This window comes from Pseudomonas sp. 22189 (assembly GCF_052045635.1).
In the GTDB taxonomy this organism is placed as follows: Bacteria; Pseudomonadota; Gammaproteobacteria; order Pseudomonadales; family Pseudomonadaceae; genus Aquipseudomonas; species Aquipseudomonas parakoreensis.
Map to the genome: position 1 here is coordinate 16,064 of NZ_JBQEPG010000032.1, position 15,110 is coordinate 31,173.

Annotated in this window: 12 protein-coding genes and 1 tRNA gene; 7 read left to right on the top strand and 6 right to left on the bottom strand. The window is 58.6% G+C overall.

The window, feature by feature from the left end; genetic code table 11:
- Positions 1 to 3: 3 nt before the first annotated feature.
- Entirely contained in the window at positions 4 to 1,104 is a 1,101-nt protein-coding gene (locus ACTJKS_RS24750) for an alkene reductase (protein WP_440829026.1), read from the bottom strand.
- A gap of 148 nt (positions 1,105 to 1,252) precedes the next feature.
- Between ACTJKS_RS24750 and ACTJKS_RS24755 the strand changes: the two genes are divergently transcribed.
- From ACTJKS_RS24755 to ACTJKS_RS24765, 3 genes are all read left to right on the top strand, one after another.
- On the top strand, positions 1,253 to 1,840 hold the full coding sequence (locus ACTJKS_RS24755) for a TetR/AcrR family transcriptional regulator (protein ID WP_440829031.1): 588 nt from the start codon (positions 1,253 to 1,255) through the stop codon (positions 1,838 to 1,840).
- 118 nt (positions 1,841 to 1,958) lie between these two features.
- The gene (locus tag ACTJKS_RS24760) at positions 1,959 to 2,579 is read left to right on the top strand and encodes a TetR/AcrR family transcriptional regulator (protein ID WP_440829027.1); all 621 of its coding nucleotides are present in this window, start codon (positions 1,959 to 1,961) and stop codon (positions 2,577 to 2,579) included.
- Positions 2,580 to 2,777: 198 nt separating this feature from the next.
- Positions 2,778 to 4,049, top strand: coding sequence for an OmpP1/FadL family transporter (locus ACTJKS_RS24765; RefSeq protein WP_440829028.1), 1,272 nt, complete (start codon positions 2,778 to 2,780; stop codon positions 4,047 to 4,049).
- 88 nt (positions 4,050 to 4,137) lie between these two features.
- On the opposite strand, the gene ACTJKS_RS24770 is transcribed toward ACTJKS_RS24765, so the two are convergent.
- Complete coding sequence (locus ACTJKS_RS24770; protein WP_440829029.1) at positions 4,138 to 5,598, bottom strand: efflux transporter outer membrane subunit; 1,461 nt, start codon at positions 5,596 to 5,598, stop codon at positions 4,138 to 4,140.
- A 210-nt stretch (positions 5,599 to 5,808) separates the two neighbouring features.
- Here ACTJKS_RS24770 and ACTJKS_RS24775 point away from each other — a divergent pair, with 210 nt between their 5' ends.
- Positions 5,809 to 6,918: an efflux RND transporter periplasmic adaptor subunit gene (locus ACTJKS_RS24775; protein WP_440829032.1), complete on the top strand. Its 1,110-nt coding sequence runs from the start codon at positions 5,809 to 5,811 to the stop codon at positions 6,916 to 6,918.
- Positions 6,915 to 9,995, top strand: a complete 3,081-nt coding sequence (locus ACTJKS_RS24780; protein ID WP_440829030.1) for an efflux RND transporter permease subunit — start codon at positions 6,915 to 6,917, stop codon at positions 9,993 to 9,995. Before ACTJKS_RS24775 ends, ACTJKS_RS24780 begins: the two co-directional genes overlap by 4 nt.
- Positions 9,996 to 10,369: 374 nt before the next feature.
- Here the strand turns inward: ACTJKS_RS24780 and ACTJKS_RS24785 are convergent.
- Positions 10,370 to 10,457 (bottom strand) — tRNA-Ser (locus tag ACTJKS_RS24785).
- A gap of 123 nt (positions 10,458 to 10,580) precedes the next feature.
- On the opposite strand from ACTJKS_RS24785, the gene ACTJKS_RS24790 reads away from it, so the two are divergent.
- Positions 10,581 to 11,252: a Bax inhibitor-1/YccA family protein gene (locus ACTJKS_RS24790; RefSeq protein ID WP_027613775.1), complete on the top strand. Its 672-nt coding sequence runs from the start codon at positions 10,581 to 10,583 to the stop codon at positions 11,250 to 11,252.
- 63 nt (positions 11,253 to 11,315) lie between these two features.
- Here the strand turns inward: ACTJKS_RS24790 and ACTJKS_RS24795 are convergent, their stop codons facing one another.
- Complete coding sequence (locus ACTJKS_RS24795; protein ID WP_108182565.1) at positions 11,316 to 11,642, bottom strand: YceK/YidQ family lipoprotein; 327 nt, start codon at positions 11,640 to 11,642, stop codon at positions 11,316 to 11,318.
- Between the two features lie 58 nt (positions 11,643 to 11,700).
- Positions 11,701 to 12,138 (bottom strand): Lrp/AsnC family transcriptional regulator, encoded by a 438-nt coding sequence (locus ACTJKS_RS24800; RefSeq protein ID WP_007915449.1) that lies wholly within the window; start codon positions 12,136 to 12,138, stop codon positions 11,701 to 11,703.
- Positions 12,139 to 12,289: 151 nt separating this feature from the next.
- On the opposite strand from ACTJKS_RS24800, the gene ACTJKS_RS24805 reads away from it, so the two are divergent.
- Positions 12,290 to 13,186: a DMT family transporter gene (locus tag ACTJKS_RS24805; RefSeq protein WP_262948323.1), complete on the top strand. Its 897-nt coding sequence runs from the start codon at positions 12,290 to 12,292 to the stop codon at positions 13,184 to 13,186.
- On the opposite strand, the gene ACTJKS_RS24810 is transcribed toward ACTJKS_RS24805, so the two are convergent.
- Positions 13,173 to 15,062 carry an acyltransferase family protein gene (locus ACTJKS_RS24810; protein ID WP_262948325.1) on the bottom strand — a complete coding sequence of 630 codons (1,890 nt, stop codon included), beginning with the start codon at positions 15,060 to 15,062 and terminating at the stop codon, positions 13,173 to 13,175. The genes ACTJKS_RS24805 and ACTJKS_RS24810 overlap by 14 nt on opposite strands.
- Positions 15,063 to 15,110 lie beyond the last annotated feature (48 nt).

Sequence of the window (15,110 nt, forward strand, 5' to 3'; positions counted from 1 at the left end):
CGCTCAGCTTGCGCTGACGCTCGATTCAGCCAGTGTCGGGTAGTCGATGTAGCCCGCCGCGCCGCCGCCGTAGAGGGTGGCGGGATTGAACGCGGACAGCGGCGCGTCCTGCTTGAGGCGCTCCACCAGATCCGGGTTGCCAATGAAAGGGCGTCCGAAGGCGATCAGGTCGGCCTGGTCTTCGGCGAGCCGCGCGTTCGCTAGGTCCAGGTCATAGCCGTTGTTGGCGATATAGGTGTTTTTGAAGCGCTGGCGCAGGGCGCCGAAATCGAAAGGGGCCACGTCGCGCGGGCCGCCGGTCGCGCCTTCGACCATGTGCAGATAAACCACACCGAGGGCGTCGAGTTGCTCGACGACGTAATTGAATTGCGCCTGCGGATCGCTACTGGAGACGCCATTGGCCGGCGACACGGGAGACAGGCGCACGCCAGTGCGATCCGCGCCGATCTCATTGATGACGGCCGCCGTCACTTCGACCAACAGGCGCGCACGATTTTCAATCGAGCCGCCGTAAGCGTCGGTGCGCAGATTGGCGTTGTCCTTGAGGAATTGATCCAGCAAGTAGCCGTTTGCACCGTGAATCTCCACGCCATCGAACCCGGCATCGACCGCGTTGGCCGCAGCCTGGCGGAAATCGGAAACGATCCCCGGCAGTTCGCTGGCTTCCAGGGCGCGGGGTTCGGAGACGTCTTCAAAGCGGTTATTGACGAACACTTTGGTCACGGCACGCAGTGCAGAAGGGGCCACCGGTGCGGCGCCGTTTTCTTGCAGGTCAACGTGTGAGACGCGGCCGACATGCCACAGCTGCAGGAAGATTTTTCCGCCCTTGGCGTGGACGGCATCAGTGACTGTGCGCCAACCGTCAATCTGTGCCTGGGTGTAGATCCCGGGGGTGTCCTGATAACCCTGACCCTGTCGGGAAATCTGAGTAGCTTCGCTGATCAGCAAACCGGCGCTGGCGCGCTGGCTGTAATAGGTTGCCGCGAATTCGCTCGGGACAAAGCCCTGGCCCGCGCGGTTGCGTGTCAGCGGTGCGAGAACGACGCGGTTCGACAGCGTGAGACTGCCTAGCGTGTAAGGAGTGAACAGAGTCTGTTTGGTCATGTGATGAATCTTCCGTGCCCGTGGATGGAGATCGGTGGGTGTGAAATTAGGATGATGATCGAAATCTAAACTGTCAACGATTTTGATTATGGGCGACATCTATGTATCATCGGACGCAGGAATTCCCGCTGAACACGAGGTATTGCACGTGAGAGTGACCAAGGCCCAAGCGCAGGCCAATCGAGAACACATCGTTGAAACGGCCTCAGAGCTGTTCCGTGAGCGTGGTTTTGACGGCGTCGGTGTGGCGGACCTCATGGCGGCTGCCGGTTTCACTCATGGAGGCTTCTACAAGCACTTCGGTTCGAAGGCTGACCTGATGGCCGAAGCCTCTGCCTGCAGTCTCGGCAAATCGTTGACCGGCGCCCAGACGCTCGATGTTCCGGGATTCATCGACGTCTACGTGAACAGAGAACATCGCGACGGACGCGGCAGCGGTTGCACCATGGCCGCACTGTGTGGCGACGCGGCGCGTCAGCCGGACGATGTGAAAGCGACGTTTGCCGAAGGCATTGAACGTACCCTGCAGACCCTGGGGGATAAATACCCGACAGGGCCGGATGCCGCGGAGGGTGAAGGGAGACAGAAAATGATCGACTTGCTGTCGCGTGCGGTCGGAGCAATCGTCCTGTCACGCGCCTGCCCGGATGATTCTGCATTGGCGGATGAGATACTTGAGATATGCCGCGCTGAAATGTTTGCTTCATTGCCGGTCGATGAAGTGGAAACGCCGTAGAAGGGTGTTCGATGACTTGAACGTCAGCCCGTTTTCAGTCGATTCGCCAGTTATTCGTGACTATGTTCTAAATTGGTCACGATTTGTAAGTCCTCGACAGGGTGAGTAAGCTACGCCCATGAATCAGCCATCCATATCTTCGCCCGGCCCACGTGGCCCAGTCGATCACGACATTCGTGATCAGATTGTCGCGGCAGCCAATGAACACTTCAGTCAATACGGCTACGGCAAAACCACGGTTTCCGACCTGGCGAGGGCCATCGGTTTTTCCAAGGCCTACATCTATAAATTCTTTGATTCCAAACAGGCGATCGGCGAAGCGATCTGCTCAAATTGTCTGGGCCAAATCGTTGCAGCGGTAGAACAGGCTGTTAACGCAGAGGCGATTTCGCCAACCGAGCGTTTCCGCCGACTAGTCAAAACCGTGATAGCAACGGGGGTGGATCTGTTCTTCAATGATCGCAAGCTCTACGACATCGCTGCATTCTCCGCCGGGGAGCGCTGGCCCAGTGCCCAGATGTATGAAGACCAGATCAAGTGCTTTATCTTCGACATCGTGCGTGAAGGGCGGGAGCTCGGAGAGTTCGAGCGCAAGACCCCGCTGGACGAGACCGTCGAGGCGATTCATCTGGCCCTGCGCCCCTTCGTCAACCCGTTGCTGCTGCAGCACAATCTCGATTTTATCGAGGTAGCGCCCACGCTGACCTCCAACCTCATTCTGCGTAGCCTGATGCCCTGACCAACTCAGCTCACCTGTTCAGGTGAGCTGAGCCAGAGCGCGACATCCCCAAACCGGATTTCCTGTTCCCGGCACATGCATGCCGGAGCGGCGTTCAATTTAGTATTATGTGACCATTGACTGAAATGGTCACTTGGATAGTATGGCTTCGCTGTCGTTTTCGATGTTGTTTTTCAGTGATCTCATAGAGTCCAGATAATGAAAAAAATAATACTCAAGAATCCCGTCGGCCTCGCCGTTTTGCTGGCGTCTTCCAATGTGTTGGCCGGTGGTTTTGCCCTCAACGAACAGAGCATCAGCGGGATGGGTTCCGGTTTTGCCGGGCGATCTTCATCGGCGGAGGACGCCAGTACGCTCTACGGCAACCCGGCAGGCATGGCGCGGCTTAAACGAGAGCAAGTGAGCGTGGGGGCGGCGACGCTGTTCGCCAAATCGGACATCAGCCACACACGCAGTACGTTTGGGGGGAAGGAAGACGGCGACATGGTGCCCACCACCACTGTACCGATGGGGTATTACGTCAAGCCGATCGATGAGCATTGGGCATTCGGCGTCGGGTTTTATGTGCCTTTCGGGTTGATCACCGATTACGGCAGTGGTTTTGCCGGCCGCTATTACGCCAACAAGAGTGAAGTCACCACGCTGACCTTCCAGCCGACGATCAGCTACGCCTTTAACGAAAAAGTCTCAATCGGATTCGGGCCAACCATCAACCGTATCGGCGGAGAGATATCTGGCATGGTGCCCAATCCACTCAGCCCGGGGCGTAATGACGGTAAGCTTAAAAGCACCGGCGATGACACCGCACTGGGTTTCAACGCCGGCGTGCTGGTGCAGGCGACCGATCAGACCCGTCTGGGCCTGACGTATCACTCCAAAGTCAGTTACCACTTGGACGCCAAAACCAAGGTCACGGATGGCATCTTCAGCGTGCTGGGCGTCAGCGGCCGTAGCTATGACGCGTCGCTGGATGTGGACACGCCGGAGTCGGTGGACTTTTCGGTGACGCATCAATTCAACAACGACTGGACCCTCTATGTGGGCAGTACCTGGACACGCTGGGGCCGCTTCAAGGAACTGACGATTGAGAACAGCGGCTTGCCGCCGTTGCTGAGCGGCCAATTGGGGACGATCAGCGAAGAGCAGAACTGGCATGACACCTGGGCTCACGCGATCGGTGCGGCCTACCAATTGAATAACCAATGGGTGCTGCGTGGCGGGTTTTCGGTTGATCAGTCACCCACCAACAATACCGATCGCGGCCCTCGGATTCCTACCGGCGACCGTAAGGTTTTCAGCTTCGGTGCCGGCTGGACACCCGTGGACAATGTCACGATCGATCTCGCGTATTCCTATCTTTGGGAGGAGAGCGTACAGATCAACGACACCTCGGCAACCCGGGGTGCGTACAGTGCCAAGTACAAGAACAGTGCGAGCGGGTTCGGTACTTCAGTCAGTTACCGCTTCTAGTTCAACGCGGTTAAGCCAAATGCGGGTCGGGAGTACGCATGCCTCCCGACTCGGAATAGCCTGGTCTGAAGCGATCTGGGGTTGCTGCTCAGCGCGCCGTTACAGACTGCGATTCAGCGGGTTGCCAGCCACCGCCGAGCGACTTGAATACCGCCACCGCCGCGCGGGCCGACTCCGTCCGCGCTTGCGCTCTGGCGTCGGAGGCCTGCAGCAGTGTTTCGTCGGTGTGCAAGACATCGATCAGGCTGGCTGTGCCTTTTTCATAGGCGGTGAACGCGGACTGGCGAGCTTGAGTCAGCGCCTCTTCGCCGCCGGTAAGGGTGGTGGTCTGAGCTTGCCGATTCACCAGCGAGGACAGCGCGTTCTCTACATCCTCGGTGGCTCGCAGTACTGACTGGCGATACGCGGCCAACGCTTCAGCTTCCTGCCCCTTGGCCTGATCGATCTGGGCGTTGATGCGTCCGAAGTCGAAAAGCCTCCAACGCAGGCCCAGGACACCGCTCGACTGGCTCGCGCCGCTGGTGAAAAGATTGCCTCCGGATACCGCTGTTGCGCTACCCAGCAAGGCGCTGAGGGAAAATTTCGGGTAGTACTCGGCAATCGCTTCACCAATGCGCGCGTTAGAGGCTGCAAGCCGACGCTCGGCCACGATCAGGTCCGGTCTGCGCCGCAGCAGATCTGCCGGTGTGCCCAGCGCAGTCAACGACGGCACCTTGGGAATTTCGCCCTCACGTGCCAGTTGCGTGCGGTGAGTGCCCGGAGGCGTGCCGAGCAGCACATCCATCGCATTCATGGCCGCCTCCAGACCGCTTTGCAGTACCGGAACGCTCGCCTGAACTTGTGACAATTCACCCTCGGCCTGGCGCACTTGATACTCTGCGGCCAGGCCCTTCCCGTAAAGCAACCGAACCTTCTCCAGCAACGCGCGCCGGGTATCGACTTGCTGGTTGGCAATGTCCAGCCGTGCCTGCAATCCGCGCAGGGTGGTGTAGATATCGGCCGTTTGCGCGGCGATCGCCAGCCGTGTAGCGGTGAAACCCGCTGCTGAGGCCTGGTACTCGGCCACTGCTGCCTCACGTCCACGGCGCAGCCCACCAAAGACATCGACTTCCCAGCTCGCCTCGAAGTTGGCCTCGTAAGAATTGCCGTAACGGTCATAGCCCGGTGTTGAATTCAACACCTGGCCCAGTGGCGTCTCGACGGACTGATAAGCGCGTGCCGCTTGTGCGTTGATGTTCGCCGAGGGCAGCAGTGCTGCGTTTGCGGCTCCTAGGCCGGCCCTTGCCTGGGTGACGCGCGCCGACGCCTGTGCCAGATCCAGATTCTGCTGCAGCGCCTGGTTGATGAAGTCGGTCAACAGCGGATCATTAAAGTTTTTCCACCAGTCGGCGAGACCGTCCGGTGTCAATCCTGATCGCGGTTCGACAGCGGACTGGCCCAGGAAATGGTCCGAAAGCGGGGCGTCTGGACGATGGTAATCCGGACCCACCGCACAACCTGTCATTAGGCTGGCGGTAACCAAAAGAGTAATTGGGCGGAGAGGAGGCATCGGCGTTCCTTAACGAGATTTTCGTGACCATGGTACGTATTGGTCACAATGTGTCAATTAAGGCGATAGAGCTTATTGGCTTATTAAAAAGGCAGTTTCGGAAAAATTGATAATGCTTGAGCGTCGTATGGTTCAAATATCGTGACTATTGACTACAATGGTCACAAGTCTGAGAATATGATGACTATCCTATTTTTAGTAAGGGAATCTATGCGCCGGCTCCGAATTTTCCCCATAGCCGCATGCCTGTTGCCACTCGCCCTGATAGCGTGCGGTGATTCTTCCTCCGTAGTCGACCCGCGTACTCAAGCGCCTTTGGTCCGGGCTACCGCCGTTCAGGCAGCGGCCGACGGTTCCCGATCTTTTACGGGGGTGGTGACGGCGCGCATTCAGGGCGACCTGGGCTTTCGCGTATCGGGCAAGGTTCTCGAGCGTCTGGTTGACACAGGGCAGACCGTCAAGCGCGGTCAGCCGCTGATGCGGCTTGATCCCATTGACTTGGGGTTGCAGGCGCGCGCGCAGCAGGAGTCGGTCATCGCTGCACGGGCCCGCGCCAGGCAGACAGCCGATGACGAAGCCCGCTATCGCACCCTGGTCAGCGCCGGCGCCATTTCCGCATCGGCATACGATCAGATTAAAGCCGCCGCAGATACCGCCAAGGCGCAACTAAGCGCCGCTGAAGCAAATGCGGACGTTGCACGCAACGCTTCCGGATATGCGGTGCTGGTCGCCGATGCCGATGGCGTTGTAGTGGAAACACTCGCCGAACCCGGACAAGTCGTCAGCCCGGGACAGCCGGTGGTTCGACTGGCGCGGGCAGGGCAACGCGAGGCCATCGTGCACTTGCCCGAGACGTTGCGTCCCGCAGCAGGATCCACCGCTCAAGCCACGCGCTACGGCGACGCTTCGGGGGCTGTTACCGCGAAACTGAGGTTGCTTTCGGATTCGGCGGACCGCACGACGCGTACGTTCGAGGCCCGCTATGTACTGGAAGGCGCGCTGGCCAATGCGCCGATAGGTTCGACAGTCACCCTCAGAATAGCCGAGGTCTCGACACCTGCCGCGTCGTTGCAAGTGCCCATTGCCGCGCTTTACGACGCCGGTAAAGGCCCTGGGGTGTGGGTTATCACCGGCACCCCGCCAAGCGTGACTTGGCGACCGGTTCAGGTGCTAGGGTTGAGCGACGAATCGGCCCGAGTGGCCGGCGACCTTCGCGTCGGCGAGCAAATCGTTGCGCTGGGCGCTCATCTGTTGCGCGAAGGTGAGCCTGTAAGAATGCCTGTGCCTGATGCGGCCACCGTTGCCGGGAGTCGTCCATGAGCGAGGGACGATTCAACATTTCCGCCATCGCCGTTCGCGAGCGGGCGATTACAGTCTTTCTGATTTTCCTGATTGCCGTTGCCGGCATCCTGGCGTTCTTCCAGTTGGGGCGTGCCGAAGACCCTCCTTTTACAGTCAAGCAGTTGACCGTCATCACGGCGTGGCCGGGGGCTACCGCACAAGAGATGCAGGATCAGGTCGCGGAACCCCTGGAAAAACGCCTGCAAGAGCTCAAGTGGTACGACCGCTCCGAAACCTATACGCGGCCGGGGCTCGCTTTCACGATGGTCTCGTTGCTCGATAGCACGCCGCCTGCGCAAGTGCAGGAGGAGTTCTATCAGGCGCGTAAAAAACTCGACGATGAAGCCATCAAGTTGCCGGCGGGCGTCATCGGGCCGATGGTCAACGATGAGTATTCGGACGTGACCTTTGCGCTGTTCGCTCTGAAATCCAAAGGCGAGCCCCAGCGCTTGCTGGTCCGCGATGCGGAGTCGATGCGCCAGCGCCTGTTGCATGTGCCGGGGGTGAAGAAGGTCAACATCATCGGCGAACAAGCCGAACGGATATTTGTTTCGTTCTCTCATGACCGGTTGGCGACCCTGGGCTTGTCACCGCAGGACATCTTCGCCGCGCTGAACAGTCAGAATGCGCTGACCCCGGCCGGATCAATCGAAACCAGCGGGCCACAGATTATTCTGCGTCTCGATGGTGCGTTCGACAAACTGCAGAAAATCCGCGATACCCCTGTGGTCGTGCAAGGGCGGACACTCAAGCTGTCTGATGTGGCGACGGTCGAACGCGGTTATGAAGACCCGGCCACTTTTCTGGTGCGCAATAACGGCGAAGATGCGCTGTTGCTCGGCGTAGTGATGCGCGAGGGCTGGAACGGTCTTGATCTGGGCAAGGCGCTGGATGCCGAGACCGCAAGGATCAATGAGGAAATGCCACTGGGCATGAGCCTCTCGAAGGTCACCGACCAGGCTGTGAATATCGACTCTGCCGTCGGCGAGTTCATGGTCAAATTCTTCGTCGCGCTGCTGGTGGTCATGCTCGTCTGCTTTCTCAGCATGGGCTGGCGTGTCGGCGTGGTGGTCGCCGCCGCCGTGCCTTTGACCCTGGCGATCGTGTTTGTGGTGATGGCAGCCACCGGCAAGAACTTCGACCGTATTACCCTCGGGTCGTTGATCTTGGCGCTGGGGCTACTGGTCGATGACGCGATCATTGCCATTGAAATGATGGTGGTGAAAATGGAGGAGGGCTACGATCGCATCAAGGCGTCTGCCTATGCCTGGAGCCACACGGCGGCACCGATGCTGGCGGGAACCCTCGTGACGGCGATCGGTTTTTTGCCGAACGGTTTCGCTCAGTCAACCGCCGGCGAATACACCAGTAACATGTTCTGGATCGTGGGCATTGCTCTCATCGCTTCTTGGGTCGTGGCAGTGGCATTTACCCCTTATCTGGGCGTGAAACTGTTGCCAGACATCAAGGCAGTCGAGGGTGGACACGCGGCCATCTACAACACGCCGCGATACAACCGCTTCCGCCGGGTTCTGACCCGGGTCATCGCGCGCAAATGGTGGGTCGCGGGCATGGTTATCGGACTGTTCTTCGTGGCGGCGGCGGGCATGGGTCTGGTGAAGAAACAGTTCTTCCCAACCTCTGACCGTCCCGAAGTCATGATCGAGGTGCAAATGCCCTACGGCACTTCCATCGAGCAGACCAGCGCCACGGCCGCCAAAGTAGAAGCCTGGCTGCGCCAGCAAGACGAGGCAAAAATCGTCACGGCCTATGTTGGCCAAGGGGCGCCGCGTTTCTTTCTGGCGATGGCGCCGGAGCTGCCCGATCCGTCGTTCGCCAAGATCGTTGTGCTGACCGACAGTCAGGAGGCACGGGAAACCCTCAAACTGCGTTTTCGTGACGCGGTCGCTCAAGGGCTTGCCCCTGAGGCGCGCCTCAGGGCATCGCAGATTGTGTTTGGTCCTTATTCGCCATTTCCGGTGGCATACCGTGTGATGGGGCCTGATCCGGCAAAGTTGCGCGTGATCGCCGAGCAGGTGCGGGGCGTGATGCAAGACAGTCCGATGATGAGAACCGTGAACACTGATTGGGGGCCGCTGACTCCATCGTTGCATTTCAACCTGGATCAGGACCGTCTGCAGGCAGTGGGGCTGACATCGACTGCGGTTGCACAGCAATTGCAATTCCTGCTTAGCGGAGTACCGATCACGGCGGTGCGTGAAGATATTCGTTCAGTGCAGATCATGGGGCGGGCAGCGGGCGATATACGGCTCGATCCGCAACAAATCGAAGGCTTCACTTTAGTCGGTGCGTCGGGACAGCGAATCCCCTTGTCGCAGATAGGCGAGGTCGATGTGCGCATGGAAGATCCGATCCTGCGCCGGCGTGATCGCACCCCGACCATCACCGTGCGCGGCGACATTGCCGAGGACTTGCAGCCACCGGATGTTTCCAGCGCGCTTCTGAAGCAACTGCAGCCGATCATCGAGAAGCTGCCTTCCGGTTACCGGATCGAGCAGGCGGGCGCGATTGAAGAGTCCGGCAAGGCTGGCAAGGCGATCCTGCCGTTGTTGCCGATCATGATTGCCATGACCCTGGTCATCATCATTGTGCAGGTCCGTTCGATCTCGGCGATGATCATGGTGTTCCTTACCTCGCCGTTAGGGTTGATTGGTGTGGTGCCGACACTGCTCATCTTCAATCAGCCGTTTGGCATCAATGCGCTGGTCGGGTTGATTGCACTGTCGGGGATCCTGATGCGCAATACGCTGATTCTGATCGGTCAGATTCATCACAACGCGCAAGAAGGGCTGGATCCGTTTCACGCTGTCGTCGAAGCCACGGTGCAACGTGCACGACCGGTACTGTTGACGGCCCTGGCGGCAATCCTCGCGTTTATTCCCCTGACACACTCGGTGTTCTGGGGGACGCTGGCCTATACCCTGATTGGCGGCACGCTCGTCGGCACCATCATGACGCTCGTGTTCCTGCCCGCGATGTACTCGATCTGGTTCAAGATCCGTCCTGACGATAAGGGGCAAACTGAAAAAATATAACCGATACAGGTATAAAAGCTTGAAATCGAGGCCCGCTTTGTCGTGCCTCTTTGCCCCCCTTACTACTCATCTTTTGACTGGTCACGTCTGGCAGGATCACGGACAGTTTTGTCGTTTATCTGAACGTGCGGTATTGGCCGTGGCAGACATTCACGTTGATCCGCTTCTGGCCGTAAGCTGCCTATGGACGTCACCGAATACTCATTGTGGATGAGTTCTGAGTTTCTTGATCTAGGCTGGAACGCTGGAATGGAACGGGAGGGTTGCGGAAATAGCTGAAAAGATGCGGAAACGATCCAGAAATGGATGTCCAAAAAACGCGAGCTCCAGAAACGACAAAGCCCTGAATAATCAGGGCTTTGAAGTACTAAATATGGCGGAGGCGATGGGATTCGAACTCATGGACCTGTTACAGTCGACGGTTTTCAAGACCGTTGCCTTAAACCACTCGGCCACACCTCCGTTTGCGTTGCGGGCGCCATAATACCTGAATGAAACACACTGTCAAACTCTGTGCATGGCTTGTTACAGAGCGTCTGTTATGATCTTTGCCACTGAACGTTTCAAACCAACAGGAGTGTCGCCATGCGCGAACAGGATTACGCAGTTCACAACAGCGTGCAGGCTGAGCAGCTAGAGGTTAGCCGCGTCCTGCGCAACACATACGGCTTGCTGGCGCTCACCCTCGCATTCAGCGGTGTGATGGCGTTTGTGGCGCAGCAGATGCGTGTCGGCTACCCGAACATTTTCGTGGTGCTGATCGGCTTCTACGGGCTGTTCTTCCTCACCAACAAACTCCGTGATTCGGCATGGGGCCTGGTGTCCGCCTTTGCGCTGACCGGTTTCATGGGCTTCCTGCTCGGCCCGATCCTCAACCGTTACCTGGGCATGCAGGGCGGCGCTGAAGTGGTCAGTTCGGCATTCGCGATGACCGCACTGGTGTTCGGTGGTCTGTCGGCCTATGTGCTGATCACCCGCAAGGACATGAGCTTCCTCGGTGGTTTCATCACCGCCGGTTTCTTCGTGTTGCTGGGTGCCACTCTGGCAAGCATGTTCTTCCAGATCAGCGGCCTGCAACTGGCGATCAGCGCCGGTTTCGTGCTGTTCTCGTCGGTCTGCATTCTGTTCCAGACCAGCGCGATCATCCACGGTGGCGAGCGTAACTACATCATGGCGACCATCAGCCTGTATGTATCGATCTACAACCTGTTCATCAGCTTGTTGCAGATCTTCGGCATCATGAGCCGCGACGACTGATCGCTGGCCTGAAACAACAAAAAACCCGCATCGGCGGGTTTTTTGTTGTCTGCGAAAAGCAGATCAGTTGATCACGATGCTGCCATCAGCCTGTTGCTTGTAAATGGTGTAGGGCAGCAGAAATGTATCCAGCACACCCGAAACCGCGGCATCTACCACCAGGCCAAAAGAAGCATTGTTGTAATTGAACGCGTCGACATCATCCGGTTTTTCGGCGTGCAGCATGCAAAAGTCGTAGGTTGCACCGCTGTAAACGCGCGGAACGGCGCCGCAATAGGTTTTCTTGGTTTTCAGCTGGTCCACGGAAAACTTGTCGTTGAACGCAACCGTTTGCACCGTCCCGCACCCGGTGAGCAATACTGCCGACAGCATCAATGCCTGAAATTTCATTACCGCCAATCCTTCGCCGGAAAAATCCCAATCTACGCCGAACACGCGCAAAAAGCACTCACGCCATCGGCGGTAACCGGCGCTTGACTGGCGTCTTCTTGACGATCGCAGTGTTGGTTTCGGCCAGTGTGTTGAGGCGGTCGAGCAGGGTGTCGAGCTGTTCCATCGAGCGCACGTGCAGGCGGGCGATGAAGCAGTCCTCCCCGGTGACTTTGTCGCACTCGGTGAATTCCGGAATCGACAGGATCTGTCGTTCCACTTCCTGCAATTGCCCCGGTAACGGTCGCACCCGAACGATGGCCTGCAGTTGATAGCCGAAGCATTTCGGGTCGATCTCAACCGTATAGCCCTTGAGCACGCCGCGCTCCTCCAGGCGACGCAGGCGCTCGGCCACGCTGGGCGACGACAGGCCGCTGATCTGCGCCAGTGCCTTGAGCGAGCGGCGTGAGTCTTCCATCAAGGCGCTGATGAGGATCTGGTCGATATCGTCGGTCATGGCGCAACTCCGGCATTAGGCATTGACGGGAAACCACCCGCGATAAAAAAGGCAGAAACCGAGTTTAGCCTGCTTTTTGCGCTGGAGGCGCAGGGAGCCGGCTTGGCATACTTTGCCCACGCTTTCGTCAAAACGTTTAGGGAGATCGATGATGGACAACTCAATCCGCCGTGGTTCATTGGAAATGACCGCCGCCATGCTGATTTCCGGGACCATTGGCTGGTTCGTGCTGGTCTCCGGGCAGCCGGTGCTGGACGTGGTGTTCTGGCGTTGCGTGTTCGGCGCTGGCACCTTGCTGCTGATCTGTGCCGCGTTCGGCTTCCTGCGTCCGGGCATTCTGACCCGCACCACGTTCCTGCTCGCGGTGCTCAGCGGGGTGGCGATTGTCGGCAACTGGGTGTTGTTGTTCGGCTCGTATTCCCGTGCCTCTATCGCCATCGGCACGGCGGTCTACAACGTACAACCGTTCATGCTGGTTGGCTTGGCGGCACTGTTTCTCGGCGAGAAAATCACCTTGCAGAAGCTGTTCTGGCTAGCGATTTCCTTTCTCGGCATGCTGGCGATCGTCAGCGCCCACGGCGGGCAGGGCGAGAGCGGTCACGAATATCTGCTGGGGATCGCGCTGGCGCTGGGCGCGGCGTTGCTCTACGCGATGGCGGCGCTGATCATCAAGCGTCTGACCGGCACGCCGCCGCATCTGATCGCGCTGATCCAAGTCTGCACCGGAGTGCTGTTGCTCGCGCCGTTCGCGCACTTCAACGGTCTGCCGCAGACCGGCGCAGCCTGGGCCAGTCTGGTGACGCTGGGCATCGTCCACACCGGCCTGATGTATGTGCTGCTGTACGGCGCGATCCAGAAACTGCCGACCGCCCTGACCGGTGCGCTGTCGTTCATCTACCCGATTGCGGCGATCTTCGTCGACTGGTTTGCCTTCGGCCATCGCCTGCAAATCCTGCAATGGGTCGGCGTGGCGGCGATTCTGTTGGCCGCCGCCGGGATGCAACAGGGCTGGGGCTTGAAAGCCCGGCGCCAGCTCAGATCGGTTTGATCACATCGCGGAACAGTCCTTTCAACTGCTGATTGCCGGCATCCACCAGATGGTTGTCGTCAAAGTACAGCGGGACGCCGTCCATGGAGCCCATGCAGTGGCCATCGGGGCACAGGTACGGCGTCGGGTCGATCACCGTCGCGTTGCAGCGGCTGGCAGCAGCTTCGATGGTGCCGATGGCGATGCGATTACGTTTCTCGTAAGCCTGTAACGGCAGGGAAATGTCCGAGGTTTGCCGGAACAACCGCTGATTAAGATTCAAACCCTTGTAGACGCTGAAAGGCATTTCCGGGATCGGTTTGACGATATACACCGGATGGTTTTCAGCGATCGAGCAGACCGTGCTGACGTACTCTTCGGTATAGGCTTCGGCAAACGCGTTCTGGCGCTCGGGAAAGGAAATCCGATAGCTGTTATCCCGCCCTGAATCCGCGTACAGCGCCGCGCGGCTGAACAGCACCACCGGGATCCCGGCATAGCCGGCCTTCAGTTGTTGCAGCTTTTCCTGATTGAAGCCTCGACATTGGCTTTCGACGGTTTTGTCGTGCATGGCGAAGTGGGCCAAGGTCGGGCAACCGCCCCGTGACCAGGACAGCGCTGCGTTAGGGTTGTCCATCTGCACCGCCGCTGCGGTGGATTGCGCATGACTGTCGCCGTACAAAATCACCGACACATCCCCCGTGCCCAGTTTGCAATCCGCCGCCGCATAGGCATTCGGGTAGCACTCCTGCGGATACAGCTTGCTGGTGTATTCCGGCTGACCAAATTCGACCAGTGCCGGGCGCCAGTCGGGATGCTGCTTTACCAGCGACGACGTCGTTGCAGACACGGCCACCACCGCTACCGTCAGCGACGCGAACTTGATCACTGTTCGAGTAGCGCTCGTACCTTTCTTCACCTTCGATTCCACCAGGTAGAAGGACAGGGTGCCGAGGACGAACGAGGCGATGATTGCGCCGATCACGTGCGGCCAACTGCTCAAAAGCCCGCACAGGTAAAGCAGCACCACCAGCGGCCAATGCCACAAGTACATCGAGTAGGAAATGCTCCCGACAAATTGCAGCGCAGGATTGCTGCTGAACACCGACCGGGTATTGCCGTGAATCACCAACATCGTCCCCAGCACCGGCACCAGTGCCAGGTAGCCCGGCCACAGGTCCGCTGCCGAAAAAACCAGCACGCTGACGGCAATCGCCAGCAGGCCGAATCCTTCGCAAATTGCGCCGCCGCGCTGGCTCAATCGTAGCGGAAACAAAAAAACCAGGCCGCCAGCGATCATTTCCCAGGCGCGGGTGGGCAGCATGTAGAAGGCGAACGTCGGGTTGACGGGGGGCACGACGATGGACGCCAGCAGCGAAATCAGCGCCACGGCCAGCAAGGCAAAGCGGGTTTTATCGGTGCCGAAGAACCGGTGCAGCCCCATGATCAGCACGGGATAAAGCAGGTAGAACTGCCATTCGACCGACAGTGACCAGGTATGCAACAACCAGTTTTCATGCAGTGGCGCGGCAAAATAATTGCCGCTTTCGGCGAAACTGAAGTTCGAACTGAATAGCAGACTGCTCTTGATCGTGCGGATGGTTTCGCGCAAGTCGTCCAGCGGCAAGTAAAAGTAACCGAAGACCAGCAGCGTAACGCACAGCACCAGCAGGGCAGGAATAATGCGGCGAGCGCGGGAGGCGTAGAAACCGAGGAGGGAAAAGTTCTGCTGCTGCACGCCATTGACGATGATGCCGGTCATCAGGAAGCCGGAGATGACGAAGAATACGTCTACGCCGACGAACCCGCCCTCGAATCCTGGCACCTTGAAATGAAACAGCACGACCGACAGCACGGCCAGTGCCCGCAGGGCGTTGATACTCTTCCTGAATTGCATTTATGCGTCCATGTCACATCCGTTGTGCGGCGCATTGTAGTGATGATG